The sequence below is a fragment of the Streptomyces sp. ATexAB-D23 genome, assembly GCF_000373645.1.
GTDB lineage: Bacteria > Actinomycetota > Actinomycetes > Streptomycetales > Streptomycetaceae > Streptomyces > Streptomyces castrisilvae.
This window is the reverse complement of the sequence record NZ_KB892001.1, coordinates 336,500-358,846: the sequence shown is the minus strand read 5'-3', so window position 1 is coordinate 358,846 and position 22,347 is coordinate 336,500. Positions and strand designations below refer to the sequence as shown.

Sequence of the window (22,347 nt, the reverse complement as noted above, 5' to 3'; positions counted from 1 at the left end):
CATGGCTTCGGTCCCCGCTGTCCTGACCTCCGAATGGACCAAGATCCGGACGGTCTCCTCCACCACCTGGACGCTCATCTCGGCGTTCGTGGTCACCGTCGCGATGGGCGCGGCCCTGTGCGCGGTGATGAACTCCCAGTTCGACCAGCTCGCCCCCGAGGAACGGGCCACCTTCGACCCCACCTACATCAGCTTCTCCGGGATGATTCTCGGCCAGCTGGCGATGGTGGTGTTCGGGGTGCTGGTGGTCGGCACGGAGTACAGCTCCGGCATGATCCGCACCTCGCTGGCGGCGGTGCCGCAGCGTGCGACCTTCCTGCTCGGCAAGATGCTGGTCGCCGGGGTGCTGGCGCTGGTGGTGGGTCTCGCCACCAGTTTCGCCACGTTCTTCCTCGGCCAGGCGCTGCTGGGCGACCACCGTACGGACATCGGCGCGGACAACGTGCTGCGGGCGGTGGTCGGCGGCGGCCTCTACATGGGGCTGATCGCGATCTTCTCCATGGGGGTGGCGGCGATGCTGCGCAGCTCCATGCTGTCGCTCGGCATCCTGATGCCGTTCTTCTTCCTGGTCTCGCAGATCCTGACGGCCGTGCCGGGCGCCAAGACGGTCGCCCGGTACTTCCCGGACCAGGCGGGCTCCAAGATCATGCAGGTGGTGCCGGACGCGCTGAACAGCGATCCGGCGCCGTACGGGCCGTGGGCCGGACTGCTGATCATGGTCGCGTGGGTGGCGGCCTCGGTGATCGGCGGCCTCCTCGTCCTGAAGAAGCGGGACGCCTGACCGGGGGGCGGCGGGCTTCGGCCCGCCGCCTCTCGCGGGACTCGCCCCGTGAACGACTTGGCCGGAACCGTCAGCGCCTGGATATCCTCCTCACTCATACGGGGGGCGTACGGCCGGACGGCCTGTGCCCCGACGACAGATAAGTCGATGGGGCTGGAGCATGATCGAGGCAGTCGGCCTGACCAAGCGCTATGGCGCGAAGACGGCCGTGTACAACCTTTCCTTCCAGGTGCGGCCCGGGGCCGTCACCGGATTCCTCGGTCCCAACGGGTCGGGCAAGTCGACGACCATGCGCATGATTCTCGGCCTTGACCGGCCGACGGCCGGCCGGGTGACCATCGGTGGCCACGATTTCCGCAATCTGCCGAACGCGCCCCGCCAGGTGGGCGCCCTGCTCGACGCCAAGGCCGTGCACGGGGGCCGCAGCGCCCGCAACCACCTCCTCTCGCTGGCCCAGCTGGCCGGCATCCCGGAGGCCCGGGTGGACGAGGTGCTGGGTGTGGTCGGCCTCCAGGGCGTGGCCCGCAAGCGTTCCAGGGGCTTCTCGCTGGGCATGGGCCAGCGGCTCGGCATCGCCGCCGCGCTGCTGGGCGACCCGCAGGTGCTGCTCTTCGACGAGCCGGTCAACGGCCTCGACCCCGAGGGCATCCTCTGGGTCCGCAACCTGATGAAGATGCTGGCTTCCGAGGGCCGTACGGTCTTCGTCTCCAGCCACCTGATGAGCGAGATGGCTCTCACCGCCGACCACCTGATCGTGATCGGCCGCGGCCAGCTGATGGCCGACATGAGCATCACCGACTTCATCTCGGCCAACTCGGCCGACTTCGCCCGGGTCCGCGTCCCGGAGGAGACGCCGGAGCAGCGCGAGAAGCTCACCACCACCCTGACCGAGGCGGGCGGCCAGGTCATGCCGGAGCCGGACGGGGCGCTGCGGGTCACCGGCCTGGCCCTGCCCCGGATCAGCGACCTGGCCCATGAGTCGGACGTCCGGCTGTGGGAGCTCTCGCCGCACCAGGCCTCGCTGGAGGAGGCGTACATGCGGATGACGCAGGGCGCCGTGGACTACCGCTCGACGGCCGACCAGAAGGCCCACCTCCAGCAGCAGCAGCCGTACGCCGGATACGGGCAGCAGCCGCAGCCGGGGTATGCCCCGCCGCCGCAGCAGCCCGTACCGGATGTCCCGCAGCAGGGCTGGTACGCCCCGCCGCCGCCAGGACAGAACCCGTACGCGGCCGCCCAGGCGCCCGCCGCCCCGGCGCAGGCCCCCGCCGCGGCCCAGGCCCCCGCGGACGCCCCGGCCCCCGCGCCGGTGGCCGCTGCTCCCGCCCCGGCGGCGCCCGCCGAGGCCCCCGCAGACCTGACCAAGCGCGACACCAGCGAGGACCCCCGATGACCACGCCGTCCACGCCGCCGGCGCCTCAGGCGCCGTACCAGCAGGCCGCCCCGCCCCAGGCGTACCAGCACCCCCAGGGCTTCTACAGCTCGCCGATCCCGGTGCGCCCCGCGACGCTCGGTGACGCCATCGCCTCCGAGTGGACCAAGATCCGCTCCGTGCGCTCGACCATGTGGACGCTCGGCGTCATGACCGCGCTGCTGCTGGTCATCGGGGTGCTCACGGCATGGGCGGTCGCCGTGTCCGATTCGGAGATGGAAAGCACCCCGGTGCTGAGCCTCGGCTTCTTCGGTGTGCTGCTGGGCACGATCTGCGTGATCACGCTCGGCGTGATGACGATCGCGTCGGAGTACAGCACCGGCATGATCCGTACGACGCTGACGGCCTGCCCGAGCCGGGGCCGGGTGCTCGGTGCCAAGGCGCTCGTCTTCTTCCTGCTCACCTTCGTCCTCACCACGGTGATGACGTCGATCGTCGCCCTGATCCAGACGTCCGTGCTGGACGCGGCGGCGCCCACCGGGGAGGAGTGGCTGCGCGCCACGGTCGGCGTCGGCCTCTACATCGCGACGCTGGGACTGCTGGCGCTGGCGGTCGGCGCGCTGATCCGGCACTCGGCCGGGGCGATCACGATCATGATCGGCGTGGTGCTGCTGCCGCTCGTGCTGGCCATCTTCATGTTCGCGGACTCGCTGCGGACGCTCCAGGAGAAGCTGCTGGAGTACTCGATCCCCAACCAGCTGAGCATCTTCTACGACAACTCGGTCACGTCGTCCGGCGGCCCGTCCGGCTGGGACCCGCTGTGGATCATGATCGGAGTGACCGCGGTGGCCATGGGCGGCGCGTACCTGTCGATGAACCAGCGCGACGTCTGAGCCCCCGGGCCGGTCCGGCCCTTCAGTACCTGGGCGCGTTCCTGGACCGCTGCACCCGTGTGGTGCGGCGGTCCTTCGCGTTCCAGCAGGCCTTGTGCCAGTGCCTGCGGTCGTCCACCCCGCCGTACTCGGACCAGGCCACCAGGTGCGGGACGCCGGACGGGATCTCCTGGTCGCAGCCGGGGCAGCGGTAGCGCTTGCCCGCCGCGCTCGCGCCGCTGACCGGGCGCACGGACCACTCCTCGCCCTGCCACTCCTCCGAGCGCCCTCCCCCGCCGTACCGGCCCCCCGCCACGCTCGCGCTGTTGACGGGGCTCTCGCCGCCTCGGGGGCGGTTGCGGCGCGGGGACACGTGACACCTCACGGGGCAGGCTGGGCAGTTCCCGTCCAGCGTAGGGCCATTCGGGCGGGGTACCCGTCCCGCACCGCCCGCGGCGGGGGCAGCGGCGGCGCGGGTTAGCGGAAAATCGCAACAACCGGGCCCCGGACCGTGCCTTTGGCACGTGTCAGACGTTGTTGCCAGTAGGGGAGAGCCGCGTCGGCCGCAAGGAGGCAATTGGCGATGCGTGTGGGAACGTTCGTACTGGCAGCCCAGTTTCCGGGCCAGGGGCCGGGGGAAGCGCTGCACCGGGCGATCCGGTCCGCCGAGGTCGCGGAGGAATCCGGCCTGGACGCGGTCTGGCTGGCCGAACATCATTTCGTGCCGTACGGGGTGTGCCCGTCCGCCGTCACGCTGGCCGCGCAGCTGCTCGGCCGCACCCGCCGCATCCGCGTCGGTACGGCGGTGAGCGTGCTGCCCACCCAGCACCCGGTCGCGCTCGGCGAGCAGGCCGCGCTGCTCCACCTCACCAGCGGCGGCCGGTTCAGCCTCGGGGTGGGCCGGGGCGGTCCCTGGGTGGACCTGGAGGTGTTCGGCGGCGGGCTGGAGGCGTACGAGAAGGGCTTCCCGGAGTCCCTGGGGCTCCTGCTCGACTGGCTGCGCGAGCCGCGCGTCGCGGGCCGGGGCGAGCGGTACGGCTTCCGCGAGGTGGCGGTGGTCCCCCGGGCCGACGAACCGCTCGACGGCCGGGGCCCGGAGAGCTCCGGCGGCCCCGAGGTGATCGTCGCCTGCACCTCGCGCTCCAGCGTGGAGCTCGCCGCCGAGAACGGCCTGCCGATGCTGCTCGGCATGCACTGCGGGGACGCGGAGAAGGCGGAGATGGTCGCGCTGTGGCGGTCCCGCGCGCTGGCCGCCGGCCACCCGCCGGAGCGGGTGCACGGGGCGGGGCACGTATCGGCGGGGGTGGCCCAGATCGCCGACCGCACCGAGGACGCCGTCGAGACGCTGGTGAAGGCGATGCCGGGCTGGCTGCGCCAGGGGCTCGGCGCGCATGTGACGGTCGACGGCCGGCACCGCGTGATGCGGGACCCGGTGGAGTACGCGGAGCTGCTGTGCCGCCTTCATCCGGTGGGCACGCCACAGCTCGCGGCCGACCGCCTCGCGACCACCGCCGCGCGCACGGGCATCACCCGCTTCGCGCTCCTGGTGGAGGGTTCCGGAGATCTGGTCGCCACGGAGGAGAACGTAGCGCGGCTGGGCACCGAGGTACTGCCACTCCTCGAATGACCCCCGCGCACCGCTCCGAGGGTGTACGGCGGTGTACGTACGGGGGCTGCCGCCCCGGACCAGTCGCACCTCCCGCGGCCCGGGGCGACAGCCGAAAGGATTCAGCAGTCCCGTAGTTCGGGCGACTGGTTGAGCAACTGGCCCCTCACCGAAGTGAACTTGGCCAGTCGGTCGTCGACCGAGGCGTCCAGCGGGAACACCGCGACGCGGTGGCAGTTCTGGAATGCGAGACGCACCCCGAAGTGCCGCTGCAGCGCGCCGCGTATCGCATCACTCGCGAGCGCACGCAGCAGCTGACCACGTGCCTGCTCGTTGGGCGGCGGCGTCTGGTTGTCGGCGAACTCCCCGCCGTCGACCTTCAGCTGAGCCACCAACGAGCTGATCATCTCCCATGCGAAGGGCAGGGAGGTCCGGACGCAGTCGACGAAGTCGGCTTCGTCGACCTCGCCTCGCTCGGCCTGTTCCAACAGCGCCGGTGAGACGTCGAGCGACATGGGTTCTCCTCTCGCGACCCCGGCGGAGTGCCGGAGCCTTACGGGCAGGGAAGGAGGACGGCGACGCAGCGTACACACGCGACGACCTCCTGCATCCACGGTAAGGGTGCAGTCCGGGCCGCACCAGGAGATTGGGAACACAACCGGCCAATAACGAAGGGGTTCAAAGAGGGGCAAGACAGAAAGCGTCAGGTCCGAAAGGGGCGGGAGTGGCGGATGGGTGAATCGCGTCGAGGCCCCGACGTCGAGTAGCGTTGCGGACCATGCGTCTTGTCATCGCCCGCTGCTCCGTGGACTACGCGGGCCGGCTCACGGCCCACCTGCCCTCCGCTCCCCGCCTGATCCTGGTGAAGGCCGACGGGAGCGTGTCGATTCACGCCGACGACAGGGCGTACAAACCGCTCAACTGGATGTCGCCGCCCTGCACCCTGAAGGAGGGCAGCGGTGACACCGAGGGCGTCTGGACCGTGGTGAACAAGGCGGGCGAAAAACTGATCATCACCATGGAGGAAATCCTCCATGACTCGTCCCACGAGCTGGGCGTCGATCCCGGGCTGATCAAGGACGGCGTGGAAGCGCACCTCCAGGAACTGCTCGCCGACCGGATCGAGACCCTCGGCGAGGGTTACACCCTGATCCGCCGCGAGTACTTCACGGCGATCGGCCCGGTCGACATCCTGTGCCGCGACGCCGACGGGCAGACGGTGGCCGTCGAACTGAAGCGGCGCGGTGACATAGACGGTGTGGAGCAGCTGACCCGCTACCTGGAGCTGCTGAACCGCGACCCGCACCTGGCGCCGGTGAAGGGCATCTTCGCCGCCCAGGAGATCAAGCCCCAGGCCCGCGTCCTGGCCACGGACCGCGGCATCGGCTGCGTCGTCCTCGACTACGACGCGATGCGAGGCATCGAGGACGACAAGCTGCGGCTGTTCTGAGCCCTTTTCGGGCGGGCCCACACTCCCAGGGCCCGCCCGGCGACACCACCGGCCCCGCCCGGCACCATCAAGCCCGCCCGGCGATTGAGGGCAACACGTCAGCCAGGACGAGCCCGCACCTTCAGGACCCGCCCGGCGATTGAGGGCAACGCGTCGACCGAGCCGCGCCCGCACCCCCTAGAGCACCGACGGGCTCTCGCTCACCTCGCCGGAGGGCCCGCTCGCCGAGTCGGACGAGCCCGGCGGCGTCGACTCCTCCGGGTCCGGCTCCGTCGGGCTCGGGGACTCCGGCTCCGTCTCCGAGGGCGCCGGACTGCTCGGCGCCGTGGCCGACTTCGTGGGCGTCGGCCTGGTCGACCCGGTCGGCCCGGTGGACGACGGCACCGAGGGCGACGAAGGCGCCCCGGACGACGCCCCCGTCTCCTCCGCACCGGCCGAGGACGACGCCGACGTCTCCCCCGCGCCCGCCGGAGCCGACCCGCTGTCCGACGGCCCGGGGGTCGTCGACGGCGAGGCGGAGCCCGACGCCGTCGCCTTCCCCGTCGGGGGCGTATCGTCCGCGGGCTCGCCGACCGTCGTGTCGCCGTCGTAGATGCCGTCGTCGTCGGGGACCTGCTGCTCGGTCGAGGCCCCGGGGTCGCCCTGCGGGTCGCTGCTCGACGTCAGCCCGAGCGTCACCACCGTGCCGAGGACCCCGGCCAGCAGGACGCCCGCGCCCGCCGCGACCAGATTGCGCCGGGCCCCGCCCAGGAACGCCGCCGGTCCGATCCGCCCGGCGCTCCTGCCGGCCGGGGGCGCCTCCTGGCGGGGCACCACCGCCGTGTCGTCGAACGCGCGCTGCATCGAGACCGGTATGACGGCGGGCACGCCCAGCGGTGGGGACACCTCGAACGGACCGGCCGGAGTCTCGTCGCCCATGGGCAGGCCGCTCACGGCCGTACCCCCGGAACGGTCCTCGACCAGGGCGAGCGCCCGCCGGCCGGCCACCGCTCCGCTCTTGTCCGCCAGCGCCCCGCGCATGCTGACGGAGGTCTCCAGCTCGGCCCTGGCCCGGTCGGGGTTGCCGGTGCAGAGCGCGAGGACGCCCAACTCGTGGTGGAAGTAGGCCTCTTCCGCGACCTCCCCGGCGATCCGGCCCGCCTCCTGGCCGATCCGCAGGACCCGCTCCCAGGCGCCCCAGTGCAGCCCGGCCGCGAAGGCGGGGGCGGCGCTGCGGGCCAGGAGCACGGCGGCGCTCGTCTGCCCCGCCTCCTCCCCCGGCACCAGCTGGGTCAGCGCCGCGATGATCGCGTCGGCCTCGGCGGCGGCCCGGACGGGGGTGACCGAGGGGTGGCCGGTCCACCAGGCGTAGTGCTGGGCGGCCGAGCGCGCCCGGTCGGCCGCGTCGTCGCCGTATCCGGCGGCCACCAGCTGGGCGAGCACCCCGGCGGCCAGCCGGTAGCGGGAGCCGGCCGGGGAGAGCAGGCCGCAGCCGGCCAGCTCTCCGAGTGCGGCGTCGGCGTGGGTGTCCCCGACGAGCGCCGGCAGATGGGCCTGGTGCGGCACCTCGCCGCCGAGCGCCACCGCGAAGCGCAGCGTGTCGCGGGCCGCGGCGCTCAGCCGCGAGGCGAGCAGGGCGGCGGGCGCGGCGCCCTCGCCGAGACTGGGCAGCGGAGTCCCGGTGTCCTCCGCGCCGTCCTCGGGGGCCGGGGGCGCCTCGGCGGGCCGGTTCTCCAGGTAGCCGTACTCGTCGTACGCGGTGGGGTCGGTGCGCAGCTGGTCGCGCTGGCGCAGCAGGGCGCCGGCCTGGACGAAGCGCAGGGGCAGGCCCTCGGACTCGAACCAGAGGTCTCCGGCCCAGTTGGCCTCCTCCTCGGTGAGCGGCCGCTCGACGACCCGTTGCAGCAGGTCGATGGAGGTGGCGCGGTCGAGTCCGGTGAGGAAGACCTCTTCGAGGTGGGAGTCCGCGTCGGGGGCGGGCACGTCGGGCGTGGCGGCGAGCAGGTAGGCGCACTCGGGGGTCGCGTCGAGGAGTTCGTCCAGGGCCGCGCCGCCGAACTCCAGGTCGTCCAGGACGACGACGGCTCCGGTGGAGCGCAGCTTCTCCATGAGCAGGGGGCGGTCGGGGCGGTGCAGGGGTGCGTCGTGGACGGCGTCGAAGAGTGCGTGCAGCAGGTCGGTGACGGTGCGCCTGTGGCCGCTGAGGCGGACGACCCCGTCGGGCGCGAGTTCGGCGCAGTCGGCGGCGACGGCGTCGAGCAGGGCGGTGCGGCCGGAGCCCGCCGGGCCGGTGAGCCGGACCGAGCGGCCGCGGACGAGCAGGCGGCCGAGCCGTTCGCGTTCCTCCTCGCGCCGGAGCAGGGGCAGCTGCGGGAGGGGCGGGCCAGGCGGCACGGGGGGTGCGGCGGCGCGGGCACGGTCGGCGCGCTCGGCGGGGGTGCGGCGGACGGGCGGGGCGGGCTGCTCGCCGGGCGGGCACAGCTCGACCTCGCTGCCGTCGACGGGGTTGACGGTGAGCAGCAGGTCGCCCGCGACGAGCGTGACGACGCGGACCTGTTGCGGTGTTTGCTGACCGAAATCCGGGGTCAGCGGATCGCGTGAGGGCCGGCGCCGGCCGGCCTCGTCGGCGAAGCCGTTGCTGTCGTGGCCGAACTCATCCGGCCCCCGGTGTATCGGGTCCATCGCCAAAGCCCCCAAGACGCGTCGAGCGCGGTTGTCCCTCCCGGCCTCGCACATCCGCTCACGGTCCGGTGTCCGCCGGGTGGGTCCGTCAATCGGCAGACGGCCGAACCCTAAACCTTCGCACAGTATCTACGAACCCCCGGGGTGGCTCGCCGCCCCACAGATCACGGTCTCGTGAGGATTATGCGCCTTCGGGCCGTACGGTCACCGAGGGTCCGTCCGGGGCCACGGGGCGTCCCCGGCGGGGGCGCTCAGACGCGCGGCAGCGACTCCGCGGCGATCCCGCCCTCGATGGCGAGGATGCGGTGCAGCCTTGTGGCCACCAGGAGGCGTTGCATCTGCGGGGGTACGCCGCGCAGCACGAGGCGCCGTCCGGCGCGTCCGGCCCTGCGGTGTGCGCCCATGATGACGCCGAGTCCGGTGGCGTCCCACGAATCCAGCTCGGTCAGGTCGAGCACCAGATCTCCGACGCCGTCGTCGAGGGCCGAGTGCAGGACCGTACGGGCGTCCGCCGCGCTTCGGACGTCGAGGCGGCCCCCGACGACCAGCTCGGCGTGGTCGCCCCTGATGTGCATATGCGCTCCCCTGGGATGCTCCGTGATCCGGTCCGTCTGTCCGAAACTGTCTCTGCCCCAACTGACTGCGGCAGCGTCAGGGTAGTTGCCGTCTGTAAGCGAACCGATACCGAATTCACTCCGAGGAGTGATACGGACGGGTCGCGGACTCCGGTGGCTGAGCCGGCGGCGGCCGGCGTCCCCCGACGGGCACCCGGCCTGATTGACAGCGGATCAGACGGACCGGACCGAAAATGATCAGTAGGTGTAGAAGCCCTGCCCGCTCTTGCGCCCGATGTCACCTGCATCGACCATCCGGCGCATCAGCTCCGGGGCGGCGAACTTCTCGTCCTGCGACTCGGTGTAGATGTTGCCGGTGGCGTGCAGCAGGATGTCGACGCCGGTCAGGTCGGCGGTGGCCAGCGGGCCCATGGCGTGGCCGAAACCGAGCTTGCACGCGATGTCGATGTCCTCGGCCGTGGCGACGCCCGACTCGTAGAGCTTGGCGGCCTCGACCACGAGCGCCGAGATCAGCCGGGTGGTGACGAAGCCGGCCACGTCGCGGTTGACGACGATGCAGGTCTTGCCCACGGACTCGGCGAACTCCCGTGCGGTGGCGAGGGTTTCGTCGCTGGTCTTGTAGCCGCGCACGAGTTCGCAGAGCTGCATCATCGGGACCGGCGAGAAGAAGTGGACGCCGACGACGCGCTCCGGGCGCTCCGTCACGGCCGCGATCTTGGTGATCGGGATGGCGGAGGTGTTGGAGGCGAGCACGGTGTCGTCCCGGACGATCTTGTCGAGGGCCCGGAAGATCTCGTGCTTCACCTCCAGCTTCTCGAAGACGGCCTCCACGACGATGTCCGCGTCGGCGACGGCGTCCAGGTCGGTGGTGGTGGTGATCCGGCCGAGCGCGGCCTCGGCGTCGGCCGCGTCCAGCTTGCCCTTGCCGACGAACCTGTCGTAGGAGGCCTTGATGCCGTCACGGCCACGGGTCAGCGCCTCGTCGGTGACGTCGCGCAGGACGACGTCCCAGCCCGCCTGCGCGGAGACCTGTGCGATGCCGGACCCCATGAGTCCGGCTCCGATGACGGCGAGCTTCCTGGCCACGTTGGCACCCCTGTGTCTTGGTCAATGGTTATGGTCCATGTCCTCCCGGCGGAGGTTAGTACCCGTGGCGGGCCCTGGGGCCGCGAAGAGATGCGCGTCACGTCTCAAATGACGGACATCACACCGCGAGGTGTCATTCGGCGGTGCGGCGGGCGTAGTTGAGCACCTTTTCGCCCAGCAGGTCCTCGATGTCGTCGAGCAGGGCGAGGGCGTCCCGGGAGACCTCGGCGGGCTTGCGCCCGGCGACCATCTCGCCGCCGACGTAGGCCATGAGCGTGCTGTGGACCCAGGAGAGCTGACCGGCCACCAGGACCGCCGTCCGGTCCCCGGGAGCGGCCCCGGACACCTCCTGGAGGGTCGCCTCCAAGTGCCGCTGGGCCTCCTGCTGAATGAGCCACAGGCGGGCCTTGAGGCCGTCGGCACCCTCGATGACCCGCATGAAGCGGGCGTACCCCTCCATCAGTCCGACGGTGGGCGAGACGCTCTCGACCTGGACGCGCAGTTCCCGCAGGACGGCGTCGGCCGCGGACTCGCCCTCGTCCCGCCCCCTGACGTACCGGGAGAGGCGCTCGACCATGCCGGCGCCGCGGTCGAGGAAGAGGTCCTCCTTGGTGGGGAAGTAGTTGTAGACCGTGTTGACCGAGACATCGGCGGCGTGCGCGATCTCGGCGATCGTGACGGCGTCGAAGCCCCGCTCCAGGAACAGGCCGGTGGCCACGTCCGAGAGGTACTGCCTGGTCTGCCGCTTCTTGCGCTCCCTGAGTCCCTCAGCCATGCCCCCATCGTAGAGCGCGCTGGGGTCCATGAATATTTGGAGTCGTTGCAATTTTTCAGTGACTCTGTTTTTGTGGTCGCTATGCCAATCATCAGTACGGCCGGGCTCGCCCGGACCTTCATGAGCAAGACCGGTCCGGTGGAGGCCGTCCGCTCCATCGACATGACCGTGGCGGCCGGCGAGATCGTCGGCCTGCTCGGCCCCAACGGCGCCGGCAAGACCACCACCCTGCGCATGCTGACCACGCTGCTGTCCCCCACCGGGGGCGCGGCCACCGTCGCCGGCCACGACCTGGCCACCGACCCGGCGGGCGTACGCGAGCGGTGCGGTTACGTCGCCCAGTCGGGCGGGGTCGACCCGCACATCACCGTGCGGGAGGAGCTGGTCACCCAGGGCCGGATGTACCGGCTCGGCAAGGCGGCCGCGGCGGCCAGGGCCGGCGAACTGGCCGGGGAACTCGGCCTGTCCGACCTGCTCGACCGCAGGACCGCAACGCTCTCCGGCGGCCAGCGCAGGCGGCTCGACATCGCGATGGGGCTCACCCACCGCCCCGCCGTGCTCTTCCTGGACGAGCCGACGACCGGCCTCGACCCGGGCAGCCGCACCGACCTGTGGGAGCTGGTGCGCCGGCTGCGCGACGAGTCCGGCACCACCGTCGTACTCACCACGCACTACCTGGACGAGGCGGACGCGCTCGCCGACCGGCTCGTCGTGGTCGACCAGGGACTGGTGGCCGCCGAGGGCACACCCGGCGCGCTGAAGACCCGCTACGCGGGCTCCCCCGGCGCCACGCTCCAGGACGCCTTCCTCGCCATCACCGGACGCGCGCCCGCCGCCGACACCGCTCCGGTCGCCGTCTAAGGGCTGTCCCGCAATTCCTGGCGGATCAGCGCGCGGCGTCAGATGCGGTGCATCGCAAGGCGGAGAGGCGCCCGCATACTGGATGTATTCGGGCGTTTCGACAACGCGGCGAGGTGCCGTAGCTGACGTCGTGCGCCCGCCAGGAATTGCGGGACAGCCCTTAGCGCCGCCTCAGGCACTAGGAGACCGGCCGGACACCGATCAGGAACCGATACCCATGCTGCTGCACGACACCGCGCTGATCTTCGGGCGCTACGCCCGCCAGACCCTGCGCTCCAGATTCCAGATCCTCTTCGGCATCCTCATGCCCCTGCTCTACCTGCTCTTCTTCGGCCCGCTCCTCACCGAACTGCCGCTCGGCCCGGACGGCGACTCCTGGCAGGTCCTGGTGCCCGGACTGCTGCTCCAGCTCGGCCTGTTCGGCGCCTCGTTCACCGGATTCGCCCTCATCATCGACAAGTCGACCGGAGTGCTGGAGCGGATGCGGGTCACCCCGGTCAGCCGGGCGGCGCTGCTGCTGGGCCGGGTGCTGCGCGACGCGCTGCTGTTCATGTTCCAGGCGGTGCTGCTGGTGCTCGTCGCCGTGCTGATGGGGCTGCGGGCGCCGCTGGGCGGGGTGCTCGTCGGCTTCGCGTTCGTCGGTCTGCTGACGGTCTCGCTGGCCTCGCTCTCGTACGCCCTGGCGATGCGGGTCTCCACCCCGCAGGAGTTCGGCCCGGTCATCAACTCGCTCACCATGCCGGCCATGCTGCTGTCCGGCCTGATGCTCCCGATGACGCTCGGCCCCCGCTGGCTGGACGTGCTCTCGCACTTCACCCCGTTCCGCTATCTGGTGGACGCGGTCCGGGACGCGTACGTGGGCTCGTACGCCACCGCGCACATGCTGTACGGGGTCCTGGTCGCGCTCAGCTTCGCGGCACTCGCCGTGACCCTGGGCACACGTGTCTTCAAGAAGGCCGGGGCCTGACTAGTGCTGCGTCAGCCAAGGTTCGCCCCGTCACGACGCCATGCACGCACGCTCGCCGCACCGACCGAAAGCCCAAGTACATCCAGTACGAGGGGCTGGGGCCGGCACGCCGGGGGGTGGGGTATCCCCTGTTCGAGCGAAGCCGAGAACTTGGGGAAGCACCTGACGCCGCTCCTCTACGGGCAACCCCTGACTGACGCAGCACTAGGCTGGCCGCATGGTCAATCTGACGCGCATCTACACCCGCACCGGCGACAAGGGCACCACCGCCCTCGGCGACATGAGCCGGACCGCCAAGACCGATCTGCGGATCTCCGCGTACGCCGACGCCAACGAGGCCAACGCGGTCATCGGTACCGCGATCGCCCTCGGGCAGCTGTCCGACGACGTCGTGAAGGTCCTCGTACGCGTGCAGAACGACCTGTTCGACGTGGGCGCCGACCTCTCGACGCCGGTGGTCGAGAACCCGGAGTACCCGCCGCTGCGGGTCGAGCAGAGCTACGTCGACAAGCTGGAGGCGGACTGCGACCACTACCTGGAGCAGGTGGAGAAGCTCCGCAGCTTCATCCTTCCGGGCGGTACGCCGGGCGCCGCGCTGCTCCATCAGGCGTGCACCGTGGTCCGGCGGGCCGAGCGCTCCACCTGGGCCGCGATGGAGGTGCACGGCGAGGTGATGAACGCGCTGACCGCCACCTACCTCAACCGCCTCTCCGACCTGCTGTTCATCCTCGCCCGGGTGGCGAACAAGGAGGTCGGCGACGTCCTGTGGGTGCCGGGCGGCGAGCGCTGAGCCAGGGGGCCGCCCGCGAGGGGATCAGCTCGCGGGCGGGCCATAGGGCCTGTCGTCACATTCCCGTCCGCCCTCCGGGCGAACGACGGGAATGTGACGACAGGCCCTTGTGGGGCTCCCGCTTGGGGAACACGGTGTAGCTCGCCGCGATCACCAGGTTGATCCCGATCACGAACAGCATCGTCCGCTGCCACGACTGCAACGAGGACACGTCCCCGTCGCCGCCCACGTACCAGACCGCCGCCTGGAGCAGCGCCAGCGCCGTCACCGCGGCCACGGTCCACCGGCCGGCCACCCGCCACTCGTGCACGGCCCGCGCCGCCCCGTACTTCGGCGGCTTCACCGGGGGCGGGCCGCCGGCGAAGCGGTGGGCGACCCGGGCGTCGGCCCACTTGACGGTGGAGTGCCCGAGGCCCACCGTGAAGCCGATGTAGACGGCGGCGAGCCCGTGCTTCCAGTCGGGGGCCGCCCCGTTCTTCAGGTCGACGGCGGTCACGGCGAGCAGGACGAGTTCGAGCACCGGTTCGCACAGCAGGACGGCGGCGCCCAGGCGCGGCCTGCGCGCCCCGTAGCGCAGCGCCAGGCCGGCGGCCAGCAGCACCCAGAAGGCGATCTCGCAGGCGACGATCAGTGTGACGATCACGGTCCGTTTCCTTTCCCTCCCCTCCAGGCTCCCGCCCGCACCGCCGCCGGGCGTCGGCCCCGGTGACGAAAGGCGACTGCATCCTTCGGTGTAGTGGCGGATCGCCCGCCGAGCGGAGGTGCGGCGGCGGGCCGGACGTGTTGGATGGGCAGGTGTTCTCCTCGGCCCGCCCCCACCGCCACGACATCCTGATCGCGGCCCTCGGACTGCTCGGCGGAGCGGTCCTGTCGCTGCTCGGGCTGCGCATGCAGAACGGCCGCCTGTTCGACGCGTCCTGGACCGCTCTGGTCCCGCTCACGGTGATGGCGGGGCTCGAACTGCTGCGCCGCGGCGCACCGCAGACCGCGCTGGTCATCGGCACCCTCGCGCTGGTCGCCGACCAGTTCACCCCGGGGAACCTGGCGACCGTGCTGATGTTCACGGACATCATGTACGCGGCCGTCCTCTACGGCACCCCGGCCGCCGCCCGCCGCATCCCGGTGACCACGTTCCTGATCACCGTCGGGGTCACGATCGGCTTCCTGGCCTGGTTCCGCGACGCCGAGGCCCTGCTCGTCGGCATCCTCACCGCCGTGGTCGCGTTCGTCCCCGCCCTCACCGGGGTCAGCGTCCGCAACCACCGCGACGCCGCCGACGCCGCGCGGCTGCGCGCCGACCAGACCGCCCTGCTCGCCGAGATGGACCGCACCCAGGCGGTGACCGCCGAGCGGGCCCGGATGGCGCGCGAGCTGCACGACATGGTCGCCAACCACCTGTCCGCCATCGCGATCCACTCCACCGCCGCGCTCTCCATCGACGAGCCGGAGACCTCCCGCAACGCCCTCGGAGTCATCCGTGAGAACAGCGTCGAGGGTCTGGCCGAAATGCGCCGTCTGATCGGGCTGTTGCGCACCGGATCGGCCGACCCGGAGCCCAGCAGCTCGCCGACACTGGCCTCACTGGACGCGCTGGTCGAGCAGCACCGGGCGAGCGCCGCGTCCAGTGGGCTGAGCTGCGTTCTGGAGGACACCCGGGCGGACCGGGGGCCGCTGCCGGCCCCGGTCGAGCTGGCCGCGTACCGCATCGTGCAGGAGTCCTTGACCAATGCCCTCAAGCACGCGGCGCCGGGCCCGGTCACGGTCCGGCTCGGACAGACGGAGCGGGTGCTGACGGTGGAGGTGAGCAGCGCGCTCGGCGGCCGGACGGGGCCGCGCGCACCGGGGTCGGGGGCCGGTCTCGTGGGGATGCGGGAGCGGGTGGCGCTGCTCGACGGGGAGTTCGAGGCGGGCCCGGTGGCGGGCGGGGACGATGCGCGGTTGTGGCGGGTACGGGCACGGCTGCCCGCCCCGGACGGTACGGAAGGCGGGACGTGGTCATGACGATCCGGGTGCTGGTCGCGGAGGACCAGGCGGCGGTACGGGCGGGGCTGGTGCTCATCCTGGGCAGCGCGCCGGACATCGAGGTCGTCGGGGAGGCGGGCGACGGCGAGGAGGCGGTGCGGCTGGCGCGCGAGCTGCGCCCGGACCTGGTGCTGATGGACGTACAGATGCCGCGGCTCGACGGGGTGTCGGCCACCCGGCAGGTGGTGGACGAGCATCTCGCGGACGTGCTGGTGCTCACCACCTTCGACCTGGACGCGTATGTGTTCGGCGCGTTGCGCGCCGGGGCGTCGGGCTTCCTGCTGAAGGACACCGAGGCGCGCGGGCTGCTCGACGCGGTCCGCACGGTGGCGCGCGGCGAGGGGCTGATCGCCCCGGCGGTGACGCGGCGGCTGATCGCGGAGTTCGCCGGTTCCGTGCCCGTACGGCCGGCCGGCGCACCCGACGCGGCGGTGCTGGAGACGCTGACCCGGCGCGAGCGCGAGGTGCTGGGATGCCTGGGCGAGGGGCTGTCGAACGCGGAGATCGCGGTGCGGCTCTCGATGGCCGAGGCGACGGCGAAGACACACGTCAGCCGCCTGCTGGGGAAGCTGGAGCTGCGCAGCCGGGTCCAGGCTGCAGTGCTGGCACAGGAGTTGGGCGTCTGAGGTTTATTCCCGCGGGTACGGCGATCTTTGGTCCAGACCTCTTGACGATTGGTCCAGACCTTCCTAATCTCACCGAGCACACTGCGGTGAGCCCGCCATGACAAGGCAGGCTCAGGGCGGCGCAGGGTCAGCAGTCCACGGACCACCCCCGTTTGTCCGGACCTCACCCGAGGAGCACCGTTGAGCACTGAGACCCCCCGCCGGACCCGATTCAGACTCGGGTCCGGAACAGCCACCAGATCCAGAGCCGTCGCGGGCCTCACCGCACTGCTCCTTCCCCTTGCCGCCATGGTCGGCATGGCCTCCCCCGCCGAGGCGGCGACCTCCGCCACGGCCACGTACCTCAAGAAATCCGACTGGGGCACCGGCTTCGAGGGCCAGTGGACGGTGAAGAACACCGGCACCACCGCCCTCAGCTCCTGGACCATCGAGTGGGACTTCCCCAGCGGCACCGGCGTCGGCTCCGCCTGGGACGCCACCGTCACCCACACGGGCGACCACTGGACCGCCAAGAACGTCGGCTGGAACGGCACGGTCGCCCCGGGCGCGAGCGTCTCCTTCGGCTTCAACGGCACCGGCTCGGGCAGCGGCGCCGCCACCAACTGCACGCTGAACGGCGCCTCCTGCGACGGCGGCAGCGTCCCCGGCGACGAGGCACCCTCCGCGCCGGGCACCCCCACCGCGAGCGACATCACCGACACCTCGGCGAAGCTCAGCTGGTCCTCGGCCACCGACGACCACGGCATCAAGAACTACGACGTCCTGCGGGACGGCGCGGTCGTCGCCACGGTCACCGGCACCACGTACACCAACACCGGCCTCACCGCGGGCACCGACTACTCGTACACCGTGCAGGCCCGTGACACCGCCGACCAGACCGGACCGGTCAGCGGCGCGGTCAAGGTGCACACCACCGGTGGCGGCGACGGTGACGGGGACGGCGACGGGGACGGCGACGGCAACGGCGGCAACATCAACCTCGGTTACTTCACCGACTGGGGCGTCTACGGCCGCGACTACCACGTCAAGAACCTGGACACCTCCGGCTCCGCCGCGAAGATCACGCACATCAACTACGCCTTCGGCAACGTCCAGGGCGGCAAGTGCACCATCGGCGACTCCTACGCCGACTACGACATGGCGTACACCGCCGACAAGTCCGTCGACGGCGTGGCCGACACCTGGGACCAGCCGCTGCGCGGCAGCTTCAACCAGCTGCGCAAGCTCAAGGCGAAGTACCCGAACATCAAGGTCCTGTGGTCCTTCGGCGGCTGGACCTGGTCCGGCGGCTTCGGCCAGGCGGCCCAGAACCCGGCCGCGTTCGCCGAGTCCTGCTACAACCTGGTCGAGGACCCGCGCTGGGCCGATGTCTTCGACGGCATCGACATCGACTGGGAGTACCCCAACGCCTGCGGTCTGACCTGTGACACCAGCGGCCCGGACGCGCTGAAGAAGCTCACCTCGGCGCTGCGCACGAAGTTCGGCAGCAACAACCTGGTCACCGCCGCCATCACGGCCGACGGCTCCGCCGGCGGCAAGATCGACCTGGCGGACTACGCCGGCGCCGCGCAGTCGCTCGACTGGTACAACGTGATGACGTACGACTTCTTCGGCGCCTGGGACGCGAAGGGCCCGACCGCCCCGCACTCCCCGCTCAACTCCTACAGCGGCATCCCGCAGGACGGCTTCAACTCCGCCGACGCGATCGCCAAGCTGAAGGCGCAGGGCGTCCCGGCCTCGAAGCTGCTGCTCGGCATCGGCTTCTACGGCCGCGGCTGGACCGGCGTCACCCAGGACGCGCCCGGCGGCACCGCCACCGGCGCCGCCCCGGGCACGTACGAGGCGGGCATCGAGGACTACAAGGTCCTCAAGAACAGCTGCCCCGCCACCGGCACCATCGCCGGCACGGCCTACGCGCACTGCGGCACCAACTGGTGGAGCTACGACACCCCGGCCACGATCACGTCCAAGATGGCCTGGGCGAAGAACCAGGGCCTGGGAGGCGCGTTCTTCTGGGAGTTCAGCGGGGACACCAGCAACGGTGAACTCGTGAGCGCGATGCACAACGGCCTCAACTAGCACCACGGCGCCGCACATCGCGTAACCCCGAAAGCACCGGGGAGACAGGTCCGCCCCCTGTCTCCCCGGTTTTCGCGTTCCCGGGGGGGCTTGGCGCACCGGGGCATGACGACGCCGGCCGCCTTCGCTGCGGACCAGGTGCACGAGGACGCGACCCCGCAGGCCGCGTTCACCCTCCCCGGACTCCGTCCGAGTGCCCCTGCTCAAGCCACGTCGGCTCCCCCGGACTCCGTCCGGGGGGAGGGCCCAATCAGCGAGCGCCCCTACTCAAGCCACATTGACTCTCCCCCAGACTCCGTCCGGGGGGACCCCCAACCAGCGAGCGCCCCTACTCAAGCCACATTGACTCTCCCCCAGACTCCGTCCGGGGGGACCCCCAACCAGCGAGCGCCCCTACTCAAGCCACATTGACTCGCTGGCCGGGCGGGGCCGCCTCCAGCCAGGCCAGGAAGCCGGTCAGCGCGTCCTCGCTCATCGCCAGCTCAAGGCGGGTCTCCCGGTGGAGACAGCCGAGCACGATGGCGTCCGAGAGGAGGGCCAGCTCTTCCTCGCCCTCCGGCAGGCGGCGGGCCACGACCTCGATCGAGGACCGCTCAAGCACCCGGCGCGGACGCGGCGAGTAGCTGAAGACCCGGAACCAGTTGACCTTGTCGCCGCTGTACCGGGCGACGCCGTACACCCAGCCCTTGCCCGAGAAATCGGGCTCGGCGGGCACATCCCACCTCAGGCTGCAGTCGAAGGTCCCGCCGGAGCGCTGAATCAGCCGCCGGCGCAGACCGAAGACGAAGAGTCCAATCGCGACCAGTGCGACGACCAGCCCGCCCACCCACAGCGCGAGGAACATCTCCACCGACCTCCTCGCGTCGTCGAGTAAACGGATACCGTCCGGACTTCACCTGCATCTGCATCGCCTCAGCCGCGACACGGGCCGGAGGGGTCTCCGGCACGGGCCGCGGCTGAGGGTAAAGCCATGTCGTGTGGTGGCTAGTGTGCCGCCACCGCACGCAGTCGTACTTCGGCGCGCCGCTCGGAGGCGGCGTCCGTGTCCGACTTCGCACGTTCGAGCGCACGCTCCGCGCGCTCGACATCGATCTCGTCGGCCAGCTCGGCAATCTCCGCCAGAAGCGAGAGCTTGTCGTCGGCGAACGAGATGAAACCGCCGTGCACCGCGGCGACGACGGTCGCGCCGTCGCTCGTACGGATCGTCACCGGGCCCGACTCCAGCACACCCAGAAGCGGCTGGTGACCGGGCATGACGCCGATGTCGCCGGACGTGGTGCGCGCGACGACCAGGTTGGCCTCGCCGGACCAGACACTGCGGTCCGCGGCGACCAGCTCGACGTGCAGCTCAGCAGCCAAGGGTGGCTCCTCGGGTCACCACCCGGCGGTCGTGCCGGGTGTTGGGTCAATTCTACGGGGCGTGGTGAGGGGGACGGGACGCGCCCGCCCCCCTCGGTGAGCCGGGGCTCAGGAGACGCCGAGCTCCTTGGCGTTGGCCTTCAGGTCCTCGATGCCACCGCACATGAAGAACGCCTGCTCGGGGAAGTGGTCGTACTCACCGTCGCAGATCGAGTTGAACGCGGCGATCGACTCGTCGAGCGGAACGTCCGAACCGTCCACGCCGGTGAACTGCTTGGCGACGTGGGTGTTCTGCGACAGGAAGCGCTCGACGCGACGGGCACGGTGGACAACGAGCTTGTCCTCCTCGCCCAGCTCGTCGATACCGAGGATCGCGATGATGTCCTGGAGGTCCTTGTACTTCTGGAGGATCCCCTTGACACGCATGGCGGCCGCGTAGTGGTCCGCGGCGATGTACCGCGGGTCCAGGATGCGGGACGTGGAGTCCAGCGGGTCCACGGCCGGGTAGATGCCCTTCTCCGAGATCGGACGGGAGAGCACCGTCGTCGCGTCGAGGTGGGCGAAGGTGGTGGCCGGCGCCGGGTCGGTCAGGTCGTCCGCGGGGACGTAGATCGCCTGCATCGAGGTGATCGAGTGACCGCGGGTCGACGTGATGCGCTCCTGGAGCAGACCCATCTCGTCGGCCAGGTTCGGCTGGTAACCCACCGCGGACGGCATACGGCCGAGCAGGGTGGACACCTCGGAACCGGCCTGGGTGTACCGGAAGATGTTGTCGATGAAGAAGAGCACGTCCTGCTTCTGCACATCGCGGAAGTACTCCGCCATGGTCAGACCGGCCAGGGCGACGCGGAGACGGGTCCCCGGCGGCTCGTCCATCTGGCCGAAGACGAGCGCCGTCTTGTCGATGACGCCGGACTCGGCCATCTCCTCGATGAGGTCGTTGCCCTCACGGGTGCGCTCACCGACGCCCGCGAACACCGACACACCGTCGTGGTTGTTGGCGACGCGGTAGATCATTTCCTGGATCAGCACGGTCTTGCCGACACCGGCACCACCGAACAGACCGATCTTTCCACCCTTGACGTACGGGGTGAGAAGGTCGATGACCTTGACGCCGGTCTCGAACATCTCGGTCTTCGACTCGAGCTGGTCGAAGTTGGGCGCCTTGCGGTGGATCGGCCAGCGCTCGGTGACCTCGGCCTCGGCCTCGGGCTTGTTCAGGATCTCACCGAGGGTGTTGAACACCTTGCCCTTGGTGATCTCGCCGACCGGCACCGTGATGCCGTTGCCCGTGTCGGTCACCGGGGCCTGGCGGACCAGACCGTCGGTGGGCTGCATCGAGATCGCGCGGATCACGCCGTCACCGAGGTGCTGGGCGACCTCAAGGGTCAGCTTCTTGAGCTTGCCGTCCTCGGCCGGGTCGGCCACCTCGACGGTCAGCGCGTTGTAGATCTCCGGCATCGCGTCGACGGGGAACTCCACGTCGACGACCGGGCCGATGACCCGGGCGACGCGGCCCGTGGCAACGGCCGTCTCAACTGTGGTCGTCATTACTTGTCACTCCCCGCGGTCGCGTCGGCCAGCGCACTGGCACCACCGACGATCTCGCTGATTTCCTGGGTGATTTCGGCCTGGCGGGCCGCGTTGGCAAGCCGGGAGAGCGTCTTGATGAGCTCACCGGCGTTGTCGGTGGCCGACTTCATCGCGCGGCGGCGGGCGGCGTGCTCGGAAGCAGCGGCCTGAAGCAGCGCGTTGTAGATACGGCTCTCGACGTACCGCGGAAGCAGGGCGTCGAGGACGTCCTCCGCCGACGGCTCGAAGTCGAACAGCGGCAGGATCTCTCCCTTGCCGTCCTCGTCCTTCGTGGCACCGAGACTGAGCGGCAGCATCCGGTCGTCGACCGGGTTCTGCGTCATCATCGACACGAACTCCGTGAAGACGATGTGCAGCTCGTCGACGCCGCCCTCGGCGGTCTCCCGGGTGACCGCCTCGATCAGCGGAGCAGCCGCCCGCTTGGCATCCGCGTACGTCGGGCTGTCGGTGAAGCCGGTCCACGAGTCCGCGACCTTGCGCTCGCGGAACCCGTAGTAGGCGACACCCTTGCGGCCGATCACATACGTGTCGACCTCCTTGCCCTCACCTCGCAGCCGCTCGGTCAGCTTCTCCGCGGCCTTGATGGCGTTGGAGGAGTAACCGCCGGCCAGACCGCGGTCGCTCGTGATGAGCAGGATCGCGGCCCGTGCCGGAGTCTCGGCCTCGGTGGTCAGCGGGTGCTTGGTGGTGGAGCCGGTCGCCACCGCGGTCACCGCACGGGTGAGCTCGGTCGCGTACGGCGTCGACGCCGCCACCTGGCGCTGCGCCTTGACGATGCGCGAGGCGGCGATCATCTCCATCGCCTTGGTGATCTTCTTCGTGGCGGTGACGGAGCGGATGCGGCGCTTGTAAACGCGAAGCTGAGCGCCCAT

Annotated in this window: 22 protein-coding genes; 11 read left to right on the top strand and 11 right to left on the bottom strand. The window is 71.0% G+C overall.

Annotated features, from left to right (window positions below; all coding sequences use genetic code 11):
• Window position 1: 1 nt before the first annotated feature.
• The 3 genes from B082_RS0101585 (at window position 2) to B082_RS0101575 (ending at window position 3,046) form a co-directional block, all read left to right on the top strand.
• A complete protein-coding gene (locus tag B082_RS0101585) occupies window positions 2–781 on the top strand; it encodes an ABC transporter permease subunit (protein ID WP_026249317.1) in 780 nt (259 codons plus the stop codon).
• 160 nt (window positions 782–941) lie between these two features.
• Window positions 942–2,174, top strand: a complete 1,233-nt coding sequence (locus B082_RS0101580; RefSeq protein ID WP_018550063.1) for an ABC transporter ATP-binding protein — start codon at window positions 942–944, stop codon at window positions 2,172–2,174.
• Complete coding sequence (locus tag B082_RS0101575; RefSeq protein WP_018550062.1) at window positions 2,171–3,046, top strand: ABC transporter permease; 876 nt, start codon at window positions 2,171–2,173, stop codon at window positions 3,044–3,046. Before B082_RS0101580 ends, B082_RS0101575 begins: the two co-directional genes overlap by 4 nt.
• 22 nt (window positions 3,047–3,068) lie before the next feature.
• Here B082_RS0101575 and B082_RS0101570 read toward each other — a convergent pair whose 3' ends face one another.
• Window positions 3,069–3,398: a hypothetical protein gene (locus tag B082_RS0101570; protein ID WP_018550061.1), complete on the bottom strand. Its 330-nt coding sequence runs from the start codon at window positions 3,396–3,398 to the stop codon at window positions 3,069–3,071.
• A gap of 210 nt (window positions 3,399–3,608) precedes the next feature.
• Here B082_RS0101570 and B082_RS0101565 point away from each other — a divergent pair, with 210 nt between their 5' ends.
• A complete protein-coding gene (locus tag B082_RS0101565) occupies window positions 3,609–4,652 on the top strand; it encodes an LLM class flavin-dependent oxidoreductase (RefSeq protein WP_018550060.1) in 1,044 nt (347 codons plus the stop codon).
• A 101-nt stretch (window positions 4,653–4,753) separates the two neighbouring features.
• On the opposite strand, the gene B082_RS0101560 is transcribed toward B082_RS0101565, so the two are convergent.
• Window positions 4,754–5,146: an SCO5389 family protein gene (locus B082_RS0101560; RefSeq protein WP_018550059.1), complete on the bottom strand. Its 393-nt coding sequence runs from the start codon at window positions 5,144–5,146 to the stop codon at window positions 4,754–4,756.
• A 263-nt stretch (window positions 5,147–5,409) separates the two neighbouring features.
• On the opposite strand from B082_RS0101560, the gene nucS reads away from it, so the two are divergent.
• Window positions 5,410–6,081, top strand: a complete 672-nt coding sequence (gene nucS / locus B082_RS0101555; protein ID WP_018550058.1) for an endonuclease NucS — start codon at window positions 5,410–5,412, stop codon at window positions 6,079–6,081.
• A 177-nt stretch (window positions 6,082–6,258) separates the two neighbouring features.
• Here nucS and B082_RS0101550 read toward each other — a convergent pair whose 3' ends face one another.
• The 4 genes from B082_RS0101550 to B082_RS0101535 form a co-directional block, all read right to left on the bottom strand.
• Window positions 6,259–8,742, bottom strand: a complete 2,484-nt coding sequence (locus tag B082_RS0101550; RefSeq protein ID WP_018550057.1) for a hypothetical protein — start codon at window positions 8,740–8,742, stop codon at window positions 6,259–6,261.
• 251 nt (window positions 8,743–8,993) lie between these two features.
• The gene (locus B082_RS0101545; RefSeq protein ID WP_018102617.1) at window positions 8,994–9,317 is read right to left on the bottom strand and encodes an STAS domain-containing protein; all 324 of its coding nucleotides are present in this window, start codon (window positions 9,315–9,317) and stop codon (window positions 8,994–8,996) included.
• A 237-nt stretch (window positions 9,318–9,554) separates the two neighbouring features.
• Window positions 9,555–10,403, bottom strand: coding sequence for a 3-hydroxyacyl-CoA dehydrogenase family protein (locus B082_RS0101540; RefSeq protein WP_018550056.1), 849 nt, complete (start codon window positions 10,401–10,403; stop codon window positions 9,555–9,557).
• Between the two features lie 133 nt (window positions 10,404–10,536).
• Window positions 10,537–11,178, bottom strand: coding sequence for a TetR/AcrR family transcriptional regulator (locus B082_RS0101535; RefSeq protein ID WP_026249316.1), 642 nt, complete (start codon window positions 11,176–11,178; stop codon window positions 10,537–10,539).
• 81 nt (window positions 11,179–11,259) lie between these two features.
• Between B082_RS0101535 and B082_RS0101530 the strand changes: the two genes are divergently transcribed.
• From B082_RS0101530 to B082_RS0101520, 3 genes are all read left to right on the top strand, one after another.
• Window positions 11,260–12,039, top strand: a complete 780-nt coding sequence (locus B082_RS0101530; protein ID WP_026249315.1) for an ABC transporter ATP-binding protein — start codon at window positions 11,260–11,262, stop codon at window positions 12,037–12,039.
• 217 nt (window positions 12,040–12,256) lie between these two features.
• Window positions 12,257–13,006, top strand: a complete 750-nt coding sequence (locus tag B082_RS0101525) for an ABC transporter permease (protein WP_018550053.1) — start codon at window positions 12,257–12,259, stop codon at window positions 13,004–13,006.
• A gap of 217 nt (window positions 13,007–13,223) precedes the next feature.
• Window positions 13,224–13,796, top strand: a complete 573-nt coding sequence (locus B082_RS0101520) for a cob(I)yrinic acid a,c-diamide adenosyltransferase (protein ID WP_018550052.1) — start codon at window positions 13,224–13,226, stop codon at window positions 13,794–13,796.
• Between the two features lie 55 nt (window positions 13,797–13,851).
• Here B082_RS0101520 and B082_RS0101515 read toward each other — a convergent pair whose 3' ends face one another.
• Entirely contained in the window at window positions 13,852–14,439 is a 588-nt protein-coding gene (locus B082_RS0101515; protein ID WP_018550051.1) for a hypothetical protein, read from the bottom strand.
• Between the two features lie 152 nt (window positions 14,440–14,591).
• Here B082_RS0101515 and B082_RS0101510 point away from each other — a divergent pair, with 152 nt between their 5' ends.
• From B082_RS0101510 to B082_RS0101500, 3 genes are all read left to right on the top strand, one after another.
• Window positions 14,592–15,797: a sensor histidine kinase gene (locus B082_RS0101510; RefSeq protein WP_018550050.1), complete on the top strand. Its 1,206-nt coding sequence runs from the start codon at window positions 14,592–14,594 to the stop codon at window positions 15,795–15,797.
• Window positions 15,794–16,444, top strand: coding sequence for a response regulator (locus tag B082_RS0101505; protein ID WP_026249314.1), 651 nt, complete (start codon window positions 15,794–15,796; stop codon window positions 16,442–16,444). The genes B082_RS0101510 and B082_RS0101505 overlap by 4 nt, the downstream gene beginning before the upstream one ends.
• A 180-nt stretch (window positions 16,445–16,624) precedes the next feature.
• Entirely contained in the window at window positions 16,625–18,523 is a 1,899-nt protein-coding gene (locus tag B082_RS0101500; RefSeq protein WP_026249313.1) for a glycoside hydrolase family 18 chitinase, read from the top strand.
• Between the two features lie 397 nt (window positions 18,524–18,920).
• Here B082_RS0101500 and B082_RS0101495 read toward each other — a convergent pair whose 3' ends face one another.
• From B082_RS0101495 to B082_RS0101480, 4 genes are all read right to left on the bottom strand, one after another.
• On the bottom strand, window positions 18,921–19,367 hold the full coding sequence (locus B082_RS0101495; RefSeq protein ID WP_018550047.1) for a DUF2550 domain-containing protein: 447 nt from the start codon (window positions 19,365–19,367) through the stop codon (window positions 18,921–18,923).
• 140 nt (window positions 19,368–19,507) lie between these two features.
• Window positions 19,508–19,882: a F0F1 ATP synthase subunit epsilon gene (locus B082_RS0101490; RefSeq protein WP_018550046.1), complete on the bottom strand. Its 375-nt coding sequence runs from the start codon at window positions 19,880–19,882 to the stop codon at window positions 19,508–19,510.
• Between the two features lie 108 nt (window positions 19,883–19,990).
• Complete coding sequence (gene atpD, locus B082_RS0101485; RefSeq protein WP_018550045.1) at window positions 19,991–21,433, bottom strand: F0F1 ATP synthase subunit beta; 1,443 nt, start codon at window positions 21,431–21,433, stop codon at window positions 19,991–19,993.
• A complete protein-coding gene (locus B082_RS0101480) occupies window positions 21,433–22,347 on the bottom strand; it encodes a F0F1 ATP synthase subunit gamma (RefSeq protein WP_018550044.1) in 915 nt (304 codons plus the stop codon). The genes atpD and B082_RS0101480 overlap by 1 nt, the downstream gene beginning before the upstream one ends.